Genomic DNA, 19,337 nt, shown 5'->3' on the forward strand with positions numbered 1-19,337 from the left:
CGGGTACGGCGGGCGGTGATCCGCCCGCCGTACCAGCACGTCAGAGCCCGGCCGCGACGAACAGGTGCTGGGCCGGCGCCGCGAGCGGGGAATCGGCCCCCGGCAGCTCCAGGATCGGGCGCAGGCCCGCCTCGGCCAGCTCGGCCGTGAGCTCCCTGCCGGTGAAGAACACCCGGCCCGTACCACCGCGCCGATCACCGGCGCCGAGCTCCGGCTCCCCCTCCCGCGGCGACAGCAGGAACTGCATGGTGGCGAGGACCAGGTAGTGCTCGCGGATCGCCTCGGTCACCACGACCAGCCCGCCGGGGGCCAGCAGCTCCCTCATCCAGCGCAGCGACCGTCCCCCGTGCCGCGCGCAGTGTAGGACGTTGGCGGCGATCACCACGTCCGCGCCACCTCGGACCGCTCCTTGGGCGACCAAGTCGGCGTTGATGTCCAGCAGGCCGTACCGGAGCCGGTCACCGAACCGCTCCTCTGCCGTGATGGTGAAAAATCTGGATACGTCGGTGAACAGGTAGTCCACATCCGTGTCACCGAGCCCCTCCAGCGCGGCATCGGTGCTGCCCCCGGCGCCCGCCCCGAGCTCCACGACCCGCAGCGGCGTCGCCCGGGTGGCCGCCGCCCGCGCCAGGACGTGCCCCATGGCTGCGTTCAGGTAGGTGTTGCTCACGTTCTTCTGGTCCTTGCTGAGCGAGGTCAGCAGATCCCCGTCGGGGAACAGCAGCGACTGCGCCATGATCTCGTCCCGCAGCAGCTCGGGAAGGTGAGCGAGAGCCGTACGGAAGAAAACCGCCATCTCGGGCGGATACCCGAGCGTCGCGCAAGCGCGATCCAGCACAGCGCTGTCGCCCTCCCCGCCACCCTCCACCGAGCCGAGCGTCGCGCGGACAGGATCCCGTCCCGCATTGTCGTCCCCCGCCGGAGCCTCGCCGCCGAGGAACCGGCCGCCGGAGTCCACCCGTACGAGCCCTTCGGCCCGCAGCACCTCCAGCCAGCGCCGGACGATCCAGCCGTGCCGGGGGGCCGCGCCGAGTGCAGCGACGATCTCGTCGGCCGTCAGGGCATCGCCGGAAGCCAGGACCCCGCCGACCAGCGAGGCCAGCGCGCGCAGCGCGATCTCGTCGAACCGGCGGATGGCGTCGGGGATGTCGGCGAGCGTAGTGACGCCGCTGCGCGCGAACGCGCGGACGCCAGTGGGCGCGGACGGGGTACGCGCGGACGCGGTGACGCCGGTGCGTGCGAGGGCGAGGTGCCCGGCGTCGTCGGCGTCCACGGTGTCCAGCGCCAGAGCGGCGGCGTCCCGGCCCGCACCGGTCGGGACCTGCGCGGTCAGCTTGCCGGGGATGGGCAGTCCCGCGCGCCTGAACTCCCGGCGGGTCACCTCGGCGAGCCGGGTCCGGGCGAACGCGCCCAGCGGCTCGTGCGGCCGGCCGACGCCCGCCAGTGCGTCGGCGGGCGTGGCGGCGGCCGTGGCCGGCACCGCGACCTGCAGCCGCATGGGGTCGTCCGGGTCGAGGAGCACCACCCCGCCGGTTCCCTCCAGCACCGCACGAAGGCTCGCCGCCGTCGGAGCTCCGGCGGCGGGCCGAAGCAGGCCGTTGGGGATGCCGACCACCCGGATGGGGCCGCCCTGCCGTGCGAGTCCGGCCAGGGCATCGGCCCCGACGCTGTCCCACGCGTGGACCACGGCGTCCGGACTCACCGGGGGATCGACGTGCAGAACGGCATCGAACCGGTAGCGGGTCAGCTCGGTGTCGGCGGTGAGGGTCTTGGCGAAGAGGCTGACGGTGACCCGCCGCGTGCTGCACGCGGCCAAGGCGGCGAGGGTCGCCGGGTCGAACAGCAGCTCAGTGTCGGCAGCCGGAGAACGCTGCGCGGCCCGTCCATCCTGCTGCGGCCCGGTACGCCGCGCGGCCCGGCCGCCCGGCACGGGCTCGGCGGGCGAGTCCAGGCGGCGGTAGTGCTCGTCGAGCAGGCCCGAGTGGCGTACGTCGCCGACGATCACGGTTCCGCCCGGGGCGACGGCGTCGATGGCGTCGCCCAGCACGGCCGCCAGGTACTCCACGCTGGGGAAGCACTGCGTGACGGAGTTGAGCAGCACGCAGTCGGGCCGTTCGCCGAGGCCGGCCAGCGCCTCGCGGACCGCGGCGCCGTTGATCTCGTGGGCGGCGGCCCGCACCACCGTGACGCCGGGCAGGCCGAGCCCGTCCAGGCGGGACACGACGTGGTCGGCGATGTCCGTGCCCACATACCCCTTGAGGTGCGGGTGCAGGCGGTGCAGCAGCATTCCGGTCCCGCAGCCGAGTTCGAGCACCCGGGAGGGCCGGTGGCGCAGCACCAGCTCGGCGGTGCGGTCGGCCCATTCGGCCATGTGCTCGGCGGGTAGCGGCTCGCCCGTGTCGGTGGCGCGCCAGCCCGACAGGTCGAGGTCCGGCCGGTGGCCGCCCTGCGCGGATCGGTAGGTCCAGTCGTAGACCTCGCCCCAGTGCTCCAGGTGCTCGGCGACCAGGTCGCCCAGCACGGGCGGCTGTCCTGACTCATGCCGTACGGCCAGCGCCGCCGGGTCCGCGGTGACGACGAGCCCGCCGTCCTCGGTGTGGTCCACCCGGGCGATCCACGGGTGGGCGAGCAGGGATTCATAGGGCGTCAAGAGAGGGTCTCCGATCGTCGTGATGGGCACCGTCATGGGCAGGAACGTGGGCAGGGACGTGGTGCGACCGGCCGTCCTCGATCCGCAGCACGCGGTCGGCGCGGGCGGCCACGGCCGGGTCGTGGGTGACGGAGAGGACCGCGAGGCCGGTGTCGCGGCGCAAGGCGTCGATCAGGTCCAGGACCAGGCCGGCCGTACGGGCGTCGAGCGCGGCGGTGATCTCGTCGGCCAGCAGCACGGCCGGACCTGCGGCGAGCGCCCTGGCGAGCGCGACCCGCTGGCGCTGGCCGCCGGACAGCGCCGCCGGGTATCGGCGCGCCAGCTCCGCCGGTAGGTCGACCGCGGCCAGCAGCCCGAACACCCGCGTCCGTGCTTCCCGCCGTGTGAGCCCGTGCAGAGCGCGCGAGGGGCGCAGCAGTGCGCCGCCCACCGTACGCGCCGGGTTCAGCGCGTCGAGGGGGTTCTGCCCGACCAGGGCCAGCGCTCTGAGTGCGGCCGGGCTTCGCTCCGCCACCGCCCAGGGCAGCGGTTCGCCGAGCACGGTCGCGTGCCCCCGCTCGGCGGGATGCAGCCCGGCGAGCACCCGCAGCAACGTGCTCTTGCCACAGCCGGACGGCCCCAGCACGGCGACGGCCTCCCCCGGCGACAGCGTGAGATCGACGCCCGACAGCAGCGGCGCACCACCGGACGGCTGCGCGACCTCCAGCCCACGCGCCTCCAGCACCACCCGGCCAGGCACCCCCACACCGCCCCGCTCCGGGCCACCCGGCTTCCGGGCCCGACCGTCGTCTCCCCCGTGGCCGGGCAGCCGTACGACCTGCTCATCCGACCGCACCACCCCTGCCGGCCGCACGGCCTGGTCAGGCAGCCGTACGACGTGGTCGGCCAGCTCGGCCACCACGCCCATGTCGTGCGAGACGATGAGCGTCACGGAGCGGCCGTCGCCGCGGCGACGGCGTACCAGCTCCAGGACCAGGGCGAGTGCGGCGGGATCGAGGGCGCTGGTGGGCTCGTCGAGGATGAGCAGCTCCGGGTCGGCGGCGAGGGCGCGGGCGAGCGCCACCCGTTGGGCCTGCCCGCCGGAGAGCTGGTGCGGGCGGCGCCGGCCGAGTGCGGCCGGGTCCAGGCCGACCTCGGCGAGCGCCCGGTCCGCGGCGCTGTCGCGGACGGCTCGCGGCAGGCCCTCCCCCACGGCTGAGCGCGCGTCGAGCAGGGGATGGAGCGCGGAGGCCGGGTCCTGGCCGAGGAAGCCGACGGTCCGCCGCCGCCAGCGACGCGGAGCCCGTACCGGAGCGCCGTGCCACTCGACGACGCCCGCCGTACGGGTCAGGCCGTCGGGCAGCGCGCCCAGGACGGCCCGCAGCATGGTCGTCTTGCCCGTGCCGGACGGGCCGACCAGGGCGAGCACCTCCCCGGGGCGGATGCGCAGGTCCAGGCGGTCGACGATCATCGTTCCCGCCCGGTCGGCGATGGTGAGGCCGCGTACGGTCAGCCCGCTCACGAGGCGGCCTCCCGGGTGGCGAGGGCGTGGGAGAGTGCCGCGACGCTGCCGGTCAGGGCGGCGAGGGCGAGGGCGGGGGCGATCGTCGCCGTGGGGTTGAGCCCGAGGCCCTGGAGGTTCTCGCGGAGCATGGCGGCCCAGTCCGGCGCGGGAGGCGCCGGTCCGAAGCCGAGGACGCCGAGCGCCGCCGCGAGCTGCACGGCCAGCACCAGCCGCTGGCCGAGGTCCGCGCCGACGAGTCCGGCATGCGCCGGAAGGACCTCACGCAGCAGTACGGCGCGTCCGCGCTCGCCACGGGACAGCGCCGCCTCGACGTACCCGGCCCGCCTGGCCCCGGCCGTGGCGTCGGCGACCACGCGCAGGGTCAGCGGTGTCCCGCCGAGCACGGTGCCGACGATCACCGCGGCCGGCCCCGGCAGGGCGGTCACCGCGAGCAGCGCGAGCAGCAGGAGGGGCAGGGCCAGCAGCAGGTCGGCGGCCCCGGTGACGGCCCGGCCGGCCCGGCCACGGCCCCATCCCGCCCAGAGCCCGCCCGCCACCCCGAGGGCCGACGCGATCAGGGCGGCGGCGAGCGCGGTCAGGGTCAGGTCCCGGCCGCCGGCCAGCACTCGGGCGAGCACGTCCCGCCCCAGACCGTCAGCGCCCAGCGGCAGTCCGGGCGCGGGCTCGGCCCACGGGACCGCGGCGAGTTCGATCGGATCACGCGCGGTCAGCATCTCGCCGCCGAGGGCCATCAGGAGCGCGGCCCCGGCGACGAGACCGAAGATCAGCTTCATGGGCGGGCCGCCTGCCGGTGGCGGCGCGGAGCGACCAGGTCGGCGGCGAGGAGCCCGGCCACCACCACCGCCGCGGCGAGCAGCGCCACGCTCTGCACGACCGGCACGTCCCGCGTCGAGATGGCCGTGACCAGCAGCTCCCCCAGCCCGGCCAGCCCGAACAGGGTCTCCGCCACCGCTGTCCCCGCCACCAGCCCGCCGAGGTTCACCGCGAGCAGGCGGGCGGCGGGCGCGGCCACCATCGGGAGCACGTACCGGAACAGGATCGCGCCCGGTGACAGGCCGCGCAGTTCGGCGTCGCGCACGTACGGCCGGTCCACCACGTCCGCGATCGCCCCCCGGAGCAGGGCGGCGGCGTAGGCGGCGGTCGGCAGCGCGAGCGTGAGCACGGGAAGCGCCAGCAGATCCGGCCGATGCCAGGGCGGCTCGCCCACGGGCAGCATCGACACCGGCGGGAACAGCCCCCACGCCGCCGACAGCCAGGCGACCAGCGCGGCGGCCACCACGGCCTGGGGCAGGGCGGCGCCGGCCACGATCACGGCGTTCACCACCTGGCGCAGCCGTCGGGGGCCGCGTACGGCGGTCCAGGCCAGGACCACCGTCAAGGGGACGGCCACCGCCAGCGCGGCGACGGCCAGGGCGAGCGTCACGGCGGCCCGCTCGGCCACCACCTCGGCGACCGGCCGCCCGGTGATGAGCGAGACCCCGGGCCCGCCGGTCAGCCAGTCGAGGTAGCGGAGAGGCAGGGGATCGTCGAGTCCCGCCTCCGCCCGCAGCCGGTCCAGCTCCGCCGCGGTGGCCCGGCCGCCGACGAGGGTGTCCGCCGCGTCGCCGGGCAGCGCCGCCGTGCACAGGAAGATCACCACGGAGGCGGCGGCCAGCAGCAGCCCGCTCCTGGCCAGCGCGGCGACCGGCCGCGGCACCCGTGGCACGTCAGCCGTCCAGGCTCACCTGGTCGATGAAGCCTGAGGCGAAGCCGATCCCCTCGGGCACGCCGCTCAGCTCGGCCCTGGCCAGGTCGAGCCGGTCGCTGAGCGCCCAGATCGCGTAGCCGCCCTGGTCGCGGAGCCGGACTTGCAGGTCACCGAGCAGGGAGCGCCGCTCGGCGTCGTCCGGCTCGGCCAGGGCCTTGTCCAGGTCTGCGGACCAGGCGGCGTCCTTCCACGCCGTCTCGTTGGTGGGGGAACCGGGCGTGAGCGCCACCCTGACCACGTCGAGGAACGGGATGCCGCCCAGGTAGCTGACGTAGAAGGGCTTCTGGGCGTACACCGCCGAGAAGTAGGTGTCGGGCGGTTCGAGGCGTACCTTCGCCCGGATGCCGATCTCGGCGAGCTGCTGGGCGATCAGCGTGGCGGCGCTGTCCATGCCCGGGTAGGCGGTGGTGCTGTGCAGGGTCAGGTCGACGCCGCCGGCGAGGCCCGCCTCGGCCATGAGGGCCTTGGCGCGGGTGAGGTCGCGGGTGCGCTGCGGCAGGTTCGCCGGGCTGGAGGGGTCCTTGGGGGTGATCAGGTCGTTGCCGAGCTCGCCGTATCCGAGGAAGACGGTGTCCAGGAGCTGCTGGCGGTCCAGGGCGAGCCGTACGGCCTCGCGTACCCTGCGGTCGTCGAAGGGTTTGGTGTCCATCCGCATGACGAGCGGGTACAAGGTCGCGCCCGGCCTGCGGACGACGCGCGTCGCGGTGTCGCCCTCGTGCTGCTTGACCAGGGTGGCGGGCACCCCTCCGGCCAGGTCGACCTGGCCGGACAGCAGCGCCTGGGCGCGGGCCTGCGGATCGGGTACGGCGCGTACCTCGATGACCTTGGCAGGCGGTTCGGGGCCCCACCAGTCGTCGTTCCGCTCGAACACCACCGCCTGCGCCCCGCCCTTGCCGGTCGGCCGGAACGGGCCGGAGCCGGGGACCGGCTTACTGAAGTCGGCGCTGCCCTCCGGCACGACGAAGGTCGCGCCTTCCAGCGCCTTGCCCACTTCGGCGTACGGCTTCCTGGTCACCAGCTCGACGGTGGTGTCGTCGATCACCTTGGAGGCGTCGAGGTCGAACATGGCCATGCGGCCGAAGTTCTCCGCCGCCTTCTCGCCCATCCGGCGCAGCGAGAACAGCGCGTCGGCCGCCTTGACCGGCCGGCCGTCGGAGAACGTCGCGTCGTCCCGGATGGTGATCCGCCACTTGGTCAGGGTGGCGTCGGGCCGCCACGCGGTCGCCAGGCGCGGCTTGGTGACGCCGTCGGCGCCGGGGAGGGTGAGGACGTCGTAGGTCAGCGCCATTCTGACCACGTCGCTCTCGCCGGGCAGCAGACCGTGCGGATCGGTGACGGCGTTGGAGGGGGAGCCGGGCGCGGCGTACCGCACGGTGGCGGTCTCCGCCTGCGGGGAGCCGGCGGGAGGCGCGCCAGTGGCGGGCACAGTGGCGGGCACAGTGGCGGGCGCGGCGGCGGGCGCGGTGCTCGCGCAGCCCGCGAGGAGGGCGACCGCGGCGACGACCGCCGCTGATCGGCGACGGATCTGGGAGTGCATGGTGACCTTTCTCAACGTGGCGCCAATGCTCTGTCGAGCGCGGCGTTGATCAGCCGGGCCACGGCGGGCAGCGCGGGAGGGCGCAGCATGCCGTAGTGGTGGGCGTCGACCCCGGCGACCGTGACGGGCCCGGCCAGGTGGCGTCCCCAGCCGAGGTCGTCCTGGCCGGGCGGGGTGTCGTCGACGCCCATCCCGATGCCCGCGTTCCGAGGGGACGGCCGGTCGGCCCGGATCAGCAGCGTCGCGGTGTCCTGGTCGGCCAGGCGTCCCGGGGTGTGCGCGGCGAGCGCCCGCAGGTGCCTGGCGAACACGGCCAGCCGTCCCGGCAGGTCCTCGCCACGGCCCAGCAGCCGATGCGCGCGCAGGCGATCGGCGACCGCGCTCATGCGGCGTGGTTCCGGTACGGCCGCCAGCGCGTCACCGGCGTCCAGGTCGATGCCGAGGTACGCCTCCAGAGCGTGCAGGTGCCGGACCGTCACCTGCCAGGCGACCTCGTCGGCGTCCCGGCCGGGGACGTCGCGGATCAGCGCCGGATCGTTGGAGTCGAGCAGCGCCAGCAGGGCGGTGCGACGCCCGCCGGCGTGCAGCCGCCGGGCCATCTCCTGGGCCACCGTGCCGCCCATGGACCAGCCGCCGACCAGCCAGGGCCCCGCCCCCGGACCGCCGATGGCGTCGATCGCGCTCAGGTACTGCTCGGCGATCCCCTCGATGGTCTCGGGGCCCGCCCCGGCGCCACCGGCGAGCTCCGGGTCGGCCAGCGCCATGACGTCCACGCGGGGGTCGAGCAGCCTGGACAGTTCGGCGTAGCAGAGCACGTCACCCCCTGAGGGGTGGGCGAGGTAGAGCGTGGGCCGGGCCGATCCGCCGGGCTCGGCACGCAGCGGCAGCACGATGTCCCGCGCGGCGCCGACCTGGACGGCAGACCCGGCTGAGCCGGGGGAAAGGGCCTCGGGCCGGGCCCGGACGTCCGGCTCGGTGGCCGAAGGCTCGGACCTGGTCCCGGCGTCCGTGGCCAAAGGCTCGGGCCGGGTCCAGGCGTCCGGTTCGGTGGCCAGTTCCCGTACCCGTGCCGTGTGCTCGGCGATCACCGCCTCCAGCTCGTCGCGGGGCAGGACGCCGTCCAGGGCGTCCCACTGCAGCCGTAGCTCGCCGTCGTGTTCGAGCACCTGGTGGTCGAGCCAGGTCTGCGGGGTCTGCGAGACCGCGTACACCTGCTCGCCCGCCCACTCCAGGCCGGCACCGCTCTCCACCATGTCCGCCACGGCGAGCGCGCTGGTGAACACCACGGGCACCGACCGCACCTCTCCCTTTCTGGTGGCCTGCTCGGCGAGCACGTCCAGGGCGGAGAAGCGGCGGTGGTCCAGGTCGTCGAACATCCGGGCCTGCGCGGCGGCGGCCCGTTCGAGAAAGGTGTCGGCGGGCGCGGCGGGGACCTCGTGCAGCATCAAGGAGGTGAAGTCGCCGACGACGCGGTTCACGTGCGGGTGGATGGGCGGGCGATCGAACAGGGTCAGCGTCACGCAGAACCCGGCCGAGCCCGCCCAGCGGGTCAGGACATCCGTGTAGACGGTCAGCAGCACCACCCCCGGCGTGACCCGGTGCCGGGCGGCGGCGGTCACCAGCCCGGCCCATTCCTCCCGGCTCAGCCGCGTCGCGCGCCGGACGAACCGGGGGGACGCCTCCTCGTCGCTGACCGGCAGGGCGGGCGGGCCGGGAAGCGTGTCGAGCCGTTCCCGCCAGTAGAGCGCGGCGCGCTGGTCGCCGCCCCGTTCCGGGACGCAGGCCGCCGGGTGAAGGTCGAGCGGCGGCAACACCGCGTCGGGGTCCTCGTAGAGGGTGCGCAGCTCCGACTCGATGATCCACCAGCTGGCCGCGTCGCAGACGAGCACGTCGACCCCGATGAACAGCCTGACCACGCCTCCCGGCAGCCGGGCCGCCTGCAGCTGCGCGAGCGGCCAGCGATCCGGCGGCCCGGGCTTGGTCGACAACCTCTCCCGCAGTACGGCCAGCCGCGCCGACCTGCGCTCCTCCGGCATCGAGGTGAGGTCGTGCACCCGGATCCGGTAACGCGGCGGGCTCTCCAGCACCCGGAACCGTCCCTCGGGCGTCGCCACGGCGCGGAGCATGGGATGCCGGGCCACGACCCGGTTCCACGCCCGCTCGTAGCGGTCGAGGTCGAGGCCGGGACAGTCGTACTCGAGGAAGAAGTGACAGGGCAGGTCCCCCCAGCGGTAGCCGCCGTCCCGGCCGACCCAGTAGGCGTGCTGGACGCGGGTCATCGCGAAGGTGCCGTCGGCGTCGACGGGGTCCTCGGCCGGCACGGGCCCGGGTGCCGGGTCCGGCCGGAGGTCCGCGGACCCGATCAGCCGGGCGACTCCCGCTACGGTGGGCGCGGCCAGCAGGTCCCGCATCCCCGGCTGGGCGCCGAACCGTTCGCCCAGCGCGGCCAGCATCCGCACGCCCAGCAGCGAGTGGCCGCCGAGCGCGAAGAAGTCGGCGTCCGGATCGGTCACCGGGACACCGAACAGCTCCGACCACAGCTCGGCCACCGCCCGCTCCACCGGGCTCAGCTCGGCGGCGTCACCGGTGGCGACGACCTGCCGGGGCCGGCCGGCGGCGACGATCCGTGGATGGAGATCGGTCGCCGCGACCGCCACGGCCGGGGGCAGGCTGTCCGTGTTCCGGGCGGCCAGCAGCCGATCCAGCGCCTCGGTGCCGGTGCGGGCGTCCAGCGCGTCGGCGAGCACGACGGCCTCCTCGGCAACGCGCCAGCCGTCCCATACGGCGCTGATCCACCGGGTGGGGCCGGGCGCGGCGAGCGCGAGCGCGTCCATCGCGGCGTTGGCCGCCGCGTAAGGCCCCATGCCGACGCCGCCCACCAGAGTGGTCGCCGAGGACATGAGGAGCACGGTCCGGGGGCGGCGGTCCTCGGGCAGCGCGGCGATCGAGTCCCGGAGCGCGATCGTGGCCTCCGCCTTGGCCCGCAGGTGCTCGGCGACCTGGTCGGGGTCCAAGGACCGCAGCGGGTCCAGCCGTGCCCCCGCGGCCACGCCCGCCGCGTGCACGACGAGCTCGATCGGCCCGTCGGCCGAGAGCTTCGCGATCAGTGCCGAGGTGTCCGCGTGATCGGCCGCGTCACAGACTCGTACGTCCACACCGGCCTCGTCGAGCGTGCTCCCGTGGCGGGCCGCCGTGCGTGAGGTGACCACGACCTGGTGTCCGCGCCGGGCCAGATGCCTCGCGAACACCTGACCCACGGCGCCCAGTCCACCGATGATCAGCACCTTGCCGGGCGGCGCGGCGTTCCCCTCAGGGCCGGCCGGGCGCCCAGGGGTCGGGCGTTCCCCGGCATCGGCCGGGCGCCAGGGGGTCAGGCGGCGCTGCCACCTGGTGGCTCCCCGCAAGGCGGTCTCCGCTCCCGGGTTCTCCCCGCTCATCAGCGTGCCGAGCTCGCGCAGTACGGATCGCGCCTCGGCGTCGGGGTCGGCCGGCGCTCCCAGGTCGAGCGTGGCCCACCTCGATCCGGGCTGCTCCTGACCGAGCACCCGGGGCAGTACCCGCAAGGCCGCCTGAGCCGGGTGCGGCGCCGGATCACCGGCCACCTGTTCGCCGTGCCGCGTCACCAGCAGCAGCGCCGGCTGCTCGGCCTGCGCAGCCGACACGGCCGCGACCTCGCCGAACGCGAGCACAGCGGCGGAGACGGCAGCAGTCGCCCTGGCCACCCCGCCCTGCTCAGCAGCGACGACGGCGGCGGTTGGTCCCGCCGCTTCGGCCTGCTCGGCGGCGATGACCACCAGGCCGGTCAGCGGCTCGGACGGGTCGCCCGCCGTCAGCCGGGTGCGCAGCGTGTCCGCCAGGGCGCCCGACCCGGTCACCAGCCAGCGGCCTTCCGGTGCTTCGGCGGCCTGAAGCGGGGGAACCTGGGTCCAGACGGGAAGCTGCAGCGGCTCGTCCGCATCGACGGCCGACCGCCCATCCGACAGCGCCGGGTCCGGGGGGTCGATCCACAGGCGGCGGCGCTGGAACGCGTAGCCGGGCGCGTGCACCCGCCGTCTGCCCGGTGCGGACAGGGCCGCCAGATTCACCGGGACGCCGTGGGCCCACAGCGTGCCGACCGCCTGCCGTACACCTGCGGTCTCCGGCTCGTCAGGCACCAGCGTGGTGAGCACCGACCGCAGGCCGGGCAGGGCGTTGCTGCGGGCCAGGGAGGACAGGGCGGTGCCCGGACCGACCTCCACGAGCAGGGCCTCGTCCGCGAGGGCCGCCCGCAGCGCGGCGGAGAACCGCACCGGCCGGCGCAGCTGCCGCGTCCAGTGCGCGCCCTCCGCAAGCTCGGCGCCGATGGCTGCGCCCGTGACCGTGCTGAACACCGGCACGGCAGGGGCGCCACCGGTCAGTCCGGCCAGGGCCGCGCCCAGGCCGGGCAACGCCGGGTCCACTGCCCGCGAGTGCATCGCGGCGTCCACCCGCAGCCTCGTACTCTTGATGTGACGCTCGCGCAGCTCGTCCGCCAGCCCGTCGATGGCCGAGGCGACGCCGGACACGACGCACGCCTCCGGGGCGTTCACGGCGGCGAGGTCGAGCTCGGGATGGCGGTCCAGCAGCTCACGAACCTCGTCCTCGCCCAGCGGCACGGCCAGCATCGCGCCGCCGCCGGCCGCGCGGACGGCGGCCTCGCACCGGGCGGCGACCAGCCTGGCCGCCTCGGGAAGGGGCAGCGCGCCGCTCACCGCCGCGGCCGTGCATTCACCCAGACTGTGCCCGACCAGCGCGTCAGGCCGTACCCCCCATGACTCCAGCAGCCGCGCCATCCCGAACGACACCGCGAAGAGCGCGGGCACGCCGAAGGCGACGTCGCGGAAGCGCTCCTCGGCTGTCCTCGGATCCATGGCGTCGCGGACGTCGGCGCCGAGCAGGGGCAGCAGCAGTTCCGCGCACTCGTCGACGGCCTGGGCGAAGACCGGCTCGTCCCGGTAGAGCTCGCCGCCCATCCCGGGGTACGGGCTGCCTCCTCCGGGGAAGGCGAACACCACCCGCGCGGCCGAAGCCCTGACCGGCGTCGCCGCGCCCAGCCCGGCCCGGCCCACACCCGCCACCCGGTAGGCCTGATGGGAGCGCCCGACCGCCAGCGTGTACGCCAGATCGGCCTCCTGACCCGCTGGGAAAGCCTGAACGGCCACGGTTTCCTGGTCCGCCGCGAGAGCCTGAGCGGTGGCGGTCGCCGCCTCGGGGGTGGCGGCGGAGACGACCAGCAGCTGGGGGCGCGGATCGGCGGGCGTCGGCGGTCGCTGCGGAGGCGGCCCGAGCACGGCATGGCAGTTGGTGCCGCCGATGCCGAAGGAGCTGACCCCGGCCAGCGGAGGGGTGTCCCAGTCCCTGGTCTCGGCGATCACCTCGAAGGGGGATTCCTCCAGGGCGAGGAGCGGGTTGAGCGGACGCGCGTGCAGCGACGAGGGCAGCACTCGATGGTGTACGGCCAGGACCGCCTTGATGAAGGAGGCGATCCCGGCGGCCGAGTTCGTGTGGCCGATGTTGCCCTTCACCGAGCCGAGCCCGCACCACGCCGGGCCGGTTTCCCCGAACACCCGCTTCAGCGCGGCGACCTCGATGGGGTCGCCCAGCGTGGTGGCGGTGCCGTGTGCCTCGACGAGCCCGATGTCGCGTGGCGAGACGCCCGCCACCGCGAGCGCCTCGGCCACCGCCCGAGCCTGCCCCCGTACGGACGGCGCGGTGAACCCCGCCTTGTCGGCCCCGTCGTTGTTCATCGCCGAGCCGTGCAGCACGGCGAGCACGGGGTCACCGTCGGCCAGCGCGTCCGCCAGGCGGCGCAGGACCACCACCCCGACGCCCTGCGTGTAGACGATGCCGGTCCCGTGCGCGCTGAACGGCCGTACCGTCCCGTCCACGGCGAACACCCCGTCGGTGACGTGCACGTACCCCTGACCCTGCGGCACGATCAGCGACGCTCCGCCCGCCAGCGCGGTGTCACACTCGCCGGACAGCAGCGACTGCGCGGCCAGGTGCACCGCGACGAGCGACGTCGAGCAACTGCTCGCCACCGCGACCGCCGGTCCCGTGAGGTTGAGCCGGTACGCCGTCTGCAGCGGCAGGTAGTCGGCCTGGGTGGAGATCGCGGTCTGCATGCTGCCGAGCGGATCGCGGCCCGCGCCGGTCGGGTCCCACCGGTCGGCGAGGTTGGCGGCCAGGTACGCGCTCTGCATGGCGCCGGCGAAGACACCGACCGCGCCGGCTCCGCGTCCGCCGCCGTGCCCGGCGTGTTCCAGGGAGTGCCAGGCGCATTCGAGGAACAACCGATGCTGGGGGTCGAGGAGGGCGGCCTCGGCGTCACTGAACCCGAACGGCTCCGGATCGAAGTCCGCCTGGCCCTCGATGAGCCCTCCGACGGGTACGAAACCCGGGTGGGCCCGCAGTCGCGCGGGCACGCCGCGACCGGCCAGCTCGTCGTCGGCGAACCTGGTCAGCCCTTCGCGGCCGTCGCGCAGCAGCTCCCAGTAGGCGTCCACATCCGGCGCCCCCGGGTAGCGGCAGGCCAGCCCGACGACGGCGATCGGCTCGGCATCCGTCGGGCCGGCATCCGTCGGGCCGGGATCGGTCGGCTTGGCGTTCATCCGGCCAGCTCCTCAGCGTGTGCTCGGGCCGCCCGTCGAGCGCCCGCCCGTCCCGCGACGGGCTCCGGTCGCGCGCCGTCAGGCGGTGGTGGGTCGGCCGGGTCCTGCCCGGACGTCTGCCTGCGCGCGGTGATGAACGCGGCCAGGTCCCGGACCGTGGGCCGGGCGAACATGTCCACCACGGCCAGCCCTTCGTCCAGCTCGGCGCGCAGGGTGCGCTGCGCGAGCACGATGGTCAGGGACGACGCCCCCAGCTGGAAGAAGGGCGTGGTGACATCGACCGGCGCCTTGAGCAGGTCACTGAACACCCGGGCCACCACCCGCTCCACCTGCGGATCAGCGCCCACCCGCCCCTGCTCCCGAACCGAGGACCCAACGACCGGCCCGCCCCCGGCGACCGACCCGAGCCCAGCCTCCTCAGCGACCGACCCGCCGGGCCGTACGAGAACCGACCCGCCGGCCGGACCACCAGGCCGTACGAGAACGGACGCGGCAGCCGAGCCGCCAGACCGCGCCAGAACGGACGCGGCAGCCGGGTCGCCGGGCTGCGCGAGGGCGCGCGGGGCGGGGTCGCCACCGTCGGCGCCGCCCTCGATGACCAGCTCCATCGCCCCGTCGGGAGACACGGTGATGCTGAGCCGCAACCCGCGCGTCACCGTCGAGCTGACTGCCCGCGCCCCCACCGCGTCCACCGACACACGGCCGACGTCCAACGCCTTCTCAACGCCCCCTCCACCCGAGGCGAGGGGCCGGACGTCCGGCGCTTGCCCGCCGGCTTCGCCCTCTCCACCTGAAGCGAGGGGGCGGGTGTTCGGGGTGGACGTGGGTGGGTGGGCCGATCGCTGGTACGGGTTGGTGAGCGCCCTGTAGTCGATCTTGCCGTTGTCCGTGATCGGCAGGTCGTCCAGGAACAGGAACCGGTTGGGCACCATGTAGGCGGGCAGGCTCGCCTGCAGCGCCGAGGTCAGGTCATCGTCCGACGGGGGCGCCGACGGCTCGGCGGGCACGACGTAGCAGACCAGCCTGGGCCGGTCGTCGGGCCCGCGTACCGCGCGAGCCACCGCCTGCCGCACCGTGGGGAGCCGGTCCAGGGTGGCCTCGATCTCGCCGAGCTCGATGCGGTGCCCCCGGATCTTGACCTGCCGGTCCAGCCGGCCGAGGAACTCGATCGTCCCGTCGTACCGCCAGCGCCCCAGGTCACCGGTGCGGTAGAGGCGGCGGCGCAGGATCGGGTGGGTGACGAAGCGTTCGGCCGTCTGTCCCGGGTCGCCGACGTAGCCGCGGGCCAGCCCGTCGCCGCCGATGTGCAGCTCGCCCGGTTCGCCGACCGGGCAGGGTGTGCCGTGTTCGTCGAGGATGTGGAAGGACTGGCCGCGTAGCGCTCTGCCGTACGGAATGCTCGGCCAGGAGGGGTCCACCTGGCCGATGGGGTGGCAGATGGACCAGATGGAGGCCTCGGTCGCCCCGCCCAGGCTGACCACCTCGGCCTGCGGGGCCAGCGCCCGCAGCCGGTCGGGCAGGGTCACCGGGATCCAGTCCCCCGACAGGAACACCAGCCTGAGCGCGGACAGCGCCCGGCGGACCGTCTCCGGCTCCAGCTCGGCGTACTCGACCAGCATTTCCAGCAGGGCGGGAGCGGTGTTCCACACGGTGACTCGGTGGCGGGCCATCAGTTCCAGCCAGTGCCCGGGGTCGCGCTGGCGGGGCGCTTCGGGCAGCACCATCGCGCCGCCCGAGCCGAGCACCGAGAAGATGTCGTAGACCGACAGGTCGAAGCTGAACGCGGACAGGGCGAGCACCCGGTCGCCGGCGTCCAGCGGAAAGCGTTCGGCGAGGTCGTCCAGGGTGGTGCGGGCGGCTCGGTGCTCGATGGCCACGCCCTTGGGCCGTCCGGTCGAGCCCGAGGTGAAGATCGCGTAAGCGAGATCGTCCGGCTCCGCACGCCGCACCTCGGACGCGAGCACCTCGTCCGCGAGCACCCCGTCGGCGAGCACTCCGTCGGCGTCCAGCCGGTGGGCCGTGACCTGGTCCGGCCAGAGCGTGACATCGGCCTCGGGGGACACCAGCGCGTGCCGGATGGACGCCTGCTCACACACCGAGGCCACTCTGCTCGCAGGCCACCCGGGTTCGACGGGCACGTACCCGGCCCCACTGGCCGAGACCCCCAGTAACGCGGCGACCTGCGCGCTACCCTTGTCCGCCGCCACCGCCACCAGCTCGCCGGGCCCGACCCCGAGCGCGGCGAGCGCCCGGCCGGTCCGCGCGGCTCGCTCGGCCAGCTCGCCCGCCGACACCTCACCGGCCGGTTCGAACAGGGCGGGCGCGGACGGGTCCCGCTCGGCGGCGGCGCGCAGGGGAGCGTCCAGCAACGGCCCGGCGCCGTCGAACGCCCCGCTCGGCGGCTCCTCGTCCCGGATGAACGACGGGTCCCAGCCGAGCGCCGGGTCGGTCCACAGCTCGGGCTCGGTGGCCAGCCGCCGCAGCAGGGAGGCGTGCGCGGCCAGCATCCCGTCGACGAACCCTTCGGGCAGCGCCTCGTCCACGGCGTCCCAGGCGATGCGGAGCCGGCCCTCCTCGTCCCAGATGATGTGGTCGAGCAGCACCTGCGGCGTCTGCGAGACGCCGAACACCTCCGTGCCGAGCCAGGCGGCCGGCGCGTCGCCCGGTCCGGCGAGTCCGACGCCGCTGGTGAACACCACGGTGTGCGTGGGCAGGGGCAGCCCGGTGGCCGGGTCGGTCACCCGGGAGCGCTCGCCCGCCTCGATCGCGGTTCGCAGCGTCTCCATCCCCGAGACGGCCCGGTGGTCGAGGTCCGTCCAGAACTGCCGGTTGACGGCCGCGGCATACCCGGCGAAGCCGTACCAGCGGCCGGGGTCCGCAGTGGGGATCTCCACCAGGACCGTGCTGGTGAAGTCGCCGACGACGCCGTCCAGGCCCGGGATGTCGGCGCCGCCGCGGTCGAACAGGGTGGTGTTCAGGCAGAAGGGGTCGCGGGCGCCCCAGCGCTGCAGCACCAGGCCGAAGGCGGCCAGCAGCAGCCCGGTGGGGCTCAGCCCGTGCGCCGCCCCCTGCTTGCGCAGCTGCCCCCACTCCTCGGCGGACAGCTCGGCCGCGTGCCGGGTGAAGCGCTGCCCCCTGAGGTCGGCCGGGCCTCGGCTCCACGGCAACGCGGGCCCGTCCGGCAGGTTCGGTGCGCGGCCGGCCCAATAGGCGGCGTCCAGCTCGCGCCGCCGCCGCTCGGCGGGGTCTTCCAGGCGGCGTCGTACGAGATCCGCGAAGCTGAGCGGCGGCGCCGGCAGCTCCGCGCCGGGGTCGGCCACAAGCGTGCCCCACTCCCGCATCAGCCGCATCCAGCTCATGAGATCGAGGGCCAGCACGTCCACCCCGACGAACAGCCGGGTACGGCCGTCCGGCAGCAACGCGGCGCGCAGGTCGAACAGCGGCCACCGGTCGGCGGGCAGCACCTGGTGGGAGCACTCGGCCCGCAGCGCGTCCAGGGCCTCCTCGACGCGTCCGGGACTCTCGCCGCGCAGGTCGGTGCGGGCGATGACGTAGTCGGGCACCTGGTCGAGCACCCGCTGCTGAGCGTTCTCGTCCACGACCATGCGCAGCATGGGGTGGCGTCGCACCAGCCGGTTCCAGGCGCTCTCCAGCCGATCGAGGTCCTGGGCGGAGCGGTCGTACTCGTAGTAGTAGAAGGTGGCCACCCCACCCAGCGGGAACGCGGGGTCACGGCCGACCAGGTAGGCGGTCTGGATGGGCGTGAGCGGGAAGGGCTGACCCGCCGGTTCGTCCAGTACGTCCGTCGCGTCCGGCTCGATGCCGGCGGCGACCGTGCGCGCGGTCGCCGTTCCGAGGAAGGCGGTCAGCTGCAGGTCGAGCCCGGCCTCCTCCAGCAGCCGTCGGCGCAGGCGTACGGCGGTGAAGGACTCCAGCCCCAGGGCGGTGAGCGGGGTGTCGGGATCCAGATCCGAAGGCCGGAGTTCCAGCACGTCTGCCAGGCAGGCGAGCACTTCTTCGACGGTGGCGGAACCCAAGGGAGACCCCTTCCACAGAACAGCAGAATGGAAACGGTTTTCATTCCTACACACTTTCATGGTGTTTGTCTAGATCTTGAAAATGATTTCCGTTATCTCGTACGATCTCGCCCTATGTCGTCCTTGACCGACCGAGCCGACCGCGCAGGGCAGGCCACGACCACCGGGACCGACACCGGCGGCACCGCCGAAGCGGTCGCGCACCTGGACCGCCTGGCTCTCCTAGGCATAGCCGCCGACCTGCGCTCACGCACCCGGCTGCGGGGCCCAGGGGCGCACGAGGCCGACGCGGTCGCGACCGACCTCGGCGCGGCCCGGCGGCACCGCTGGATCGCCGGCCACTGGCTCGCCGCCCTCCACGAGGCCGGCCTGGTGAGCCGCGACGACACGGGCCGCTACCACGACCTGCACGGCCCGCGCCGCGCCGAGCTGACCGCCGCCCGTGCGCACCTGGAGTCCGCGGGACCGGCGCTCGGCTATCCCGCCGAGCTGGCCGAGATGATGCTGCGCTCGCTGCGGATGCTGCCCGCCCTGCTGCGCGACGAGATCGGCGTGCAGGCGCTGCTCTACCCCGACGGCGAGCCCGCCACCGCCGAGGCCGTCTACCGTGACAACCTGATCAGCCGCTACCTCAACACGGCCGCCGCCGAGGTCGTCGCGGACCTGGCCGAGCGCGCCACCCGGCCGCTGCGGATCCTGGAACTGGGCGCGGGCATCGGCGCCACCACGGCGGACCTGCTCCCGGCGCTGGCCGGGAGTCCGGTCGAGTTCTACCTGTTCACGGACCTGTCGCCGTTCTTCCTCGACATCGCGCGCCGCCGGTTCGGGGCGGGCTTCCTGCGGTACCAGCTGCTCGACATCGCCCGCGACCTGCCGCACCGGCCGAACGACCTGGACCTGGTCGTGGCGGCGACCATGGCCCACAACGCCCCGCACACCGGCCGCCTGCTCGACCAGGTCGCCGCGCGGCTCGCGCCCGGCGGGCGGGTGCTGCTCATCGAGACCGTCCGCGAGCACCCGCAGTCGCTCACGTCGATGCCGTTCGCCCTGTCCACCGGGGACGGCCCGCCCGAGCGGCACGACGGCCGCGCGGGCACCACCCGCACCTACCTGCGCCGGGCGGAGTGGCTCAGCGCGCTGGAGACCGCCGGCCTGCGCGTCGAGGTGGACCTGCCCCGCCAGGGGGACCCGCTGACCGCGCTGTCGCAGCGCCTGTTCGTCGCCACCCGTTGA

Annotated in this window: 8 protein-coding genes; 1 reads left to right on the forward strand and 7 read right to left on the reverse strand. The window is 74.8% G+C overall.

What is annotated here, in order from left to right:
* Positions 1–40: 40 nt before the first annotated feature.
* The 7 genes from ACIBQX_RS22130 to ACIBQX_RS22160 are packed head-to-tail and all read right to left on the reverse strand — an operon-like array spanning position 41 to position 18,104.
* A complete protein-coding gene (locus ACIBQX_RS22130) occupies positions 41–2,650 on the reverse strand; it encodes a methyltransferase (RefSeq protein ID WP_397007299.1) in 2,610 nt (869 codons plus the stop codon).
* On the reverse strand, positions 2,637–4,151 hold the full coding sequence (locus ACIBQX_RS22135) for an ABC transporter ATP-binding protein (protein ID WP_397007301.1): 1,515 nt from the start codon (positions 4,149–4,151) through the stop codon (positions 2,637–2,639). The genes ACIBQX_RS22130 and ACIBQX_RS22135 overlap by 14 nt, the downstream gene beginning before the upstream one ends.
* Positions 4,148–4,927 (reverse strand): ABC transporter permease subunit, encoded by a 780-nt coding sequence (locus tag ACIBQX_RS22140; protein ID WP_397007303.1) that lies wholly within the window; start codon positions 4,925–4,927, stop codon positions 4,148–4,150. Before ACIBQX_RS22140 ends, ACIBQX_RS22135 begins: the two co-directional genes overlap by 4 nt.
* Positions 4,924–5,859 carry an ABC transporter permease gene (locus ACIBQX_RS22145; protein WP_397007305.1) on the reverse strand — a complete coding sequence of 312 codons (936 nt, stop codon included), beginning with the start codon at positions 5,857–5,859 and terminating at the stop codon, positions 4,924–4,926. The genes ACIBQX_RS22140 and ACIBQX_RS22145 overlap by 4 nt, the downstream gene beginning before the upstream one ends.
* A gap of 1 nt (position 5,860) precedes the next feature.
* Positions 5,861–7,438, reverse strand: a complete 1,578-nt coding sequence (locus ACIBQX_RS22150; protein WP_397007307.1) for an ABC transporter substrate-binding protein — start codon at positions 7,436–7,438, stop codon at positions 5,861–5,863.
* Positions 7,439–7,449: 11 nt separating this feature from the next.
* The gene (locus tag ACIBQX_RS22155) at positions 7,450–14,067 is read right to left on the reverse strand and encodes an SDR family NAD(P)-dependent oxidoreductase (protein ID WP_397007309.1); all 6,618 of its coding nucleotides are present in this window, start codon (positions 14,065–14,067) and stop codon (positions 7,450–7,452) included.
* On the reverse strand, positions 14,064–18,104 hold the full coding sequence (locus tag ACIBQX_RS22160) for an amino acid adenylation domain-containing protein (protein ID WP_397007311.1): 4,041 nt from the start codon (positions 18,102–18,104) through the stop codon (positions 14,064–14,066). Before ACIBQX_RS22160 ends, ACIBQX_RS22155 begins: the two co-directional genes overlap by 4 nt.
* Before the next feature lie 114 nt (positions 18,105–18,218).
* Here ACIBQX_RS22160 and ACIBQX_RS22165 point away from each other — a divergent pair, with 114 nt between their 5' ends.
* The gene (locus ACIBQX_RS22165; RefSeq protein WP_397007313.1) at positions 18,219–19,337 is read left to right on the forward strand and encodes a class I SAM-dependent methyltransferase; all 1,119 of its coding nucleotides are present in this window, start codon (positions 18,219–18,221) and stop codon (positions 19,335–19,337) included.

The sequence above is a fragment of the Nonomuraea sp. NPDC049714 genome (assembly GCF_044465295.1).
Classification (GTDB): Bacteria; Actinomycetota; Actinomycetes; order Streptosporangiales; family Streptosporangiaceae; genus Nonomuraea.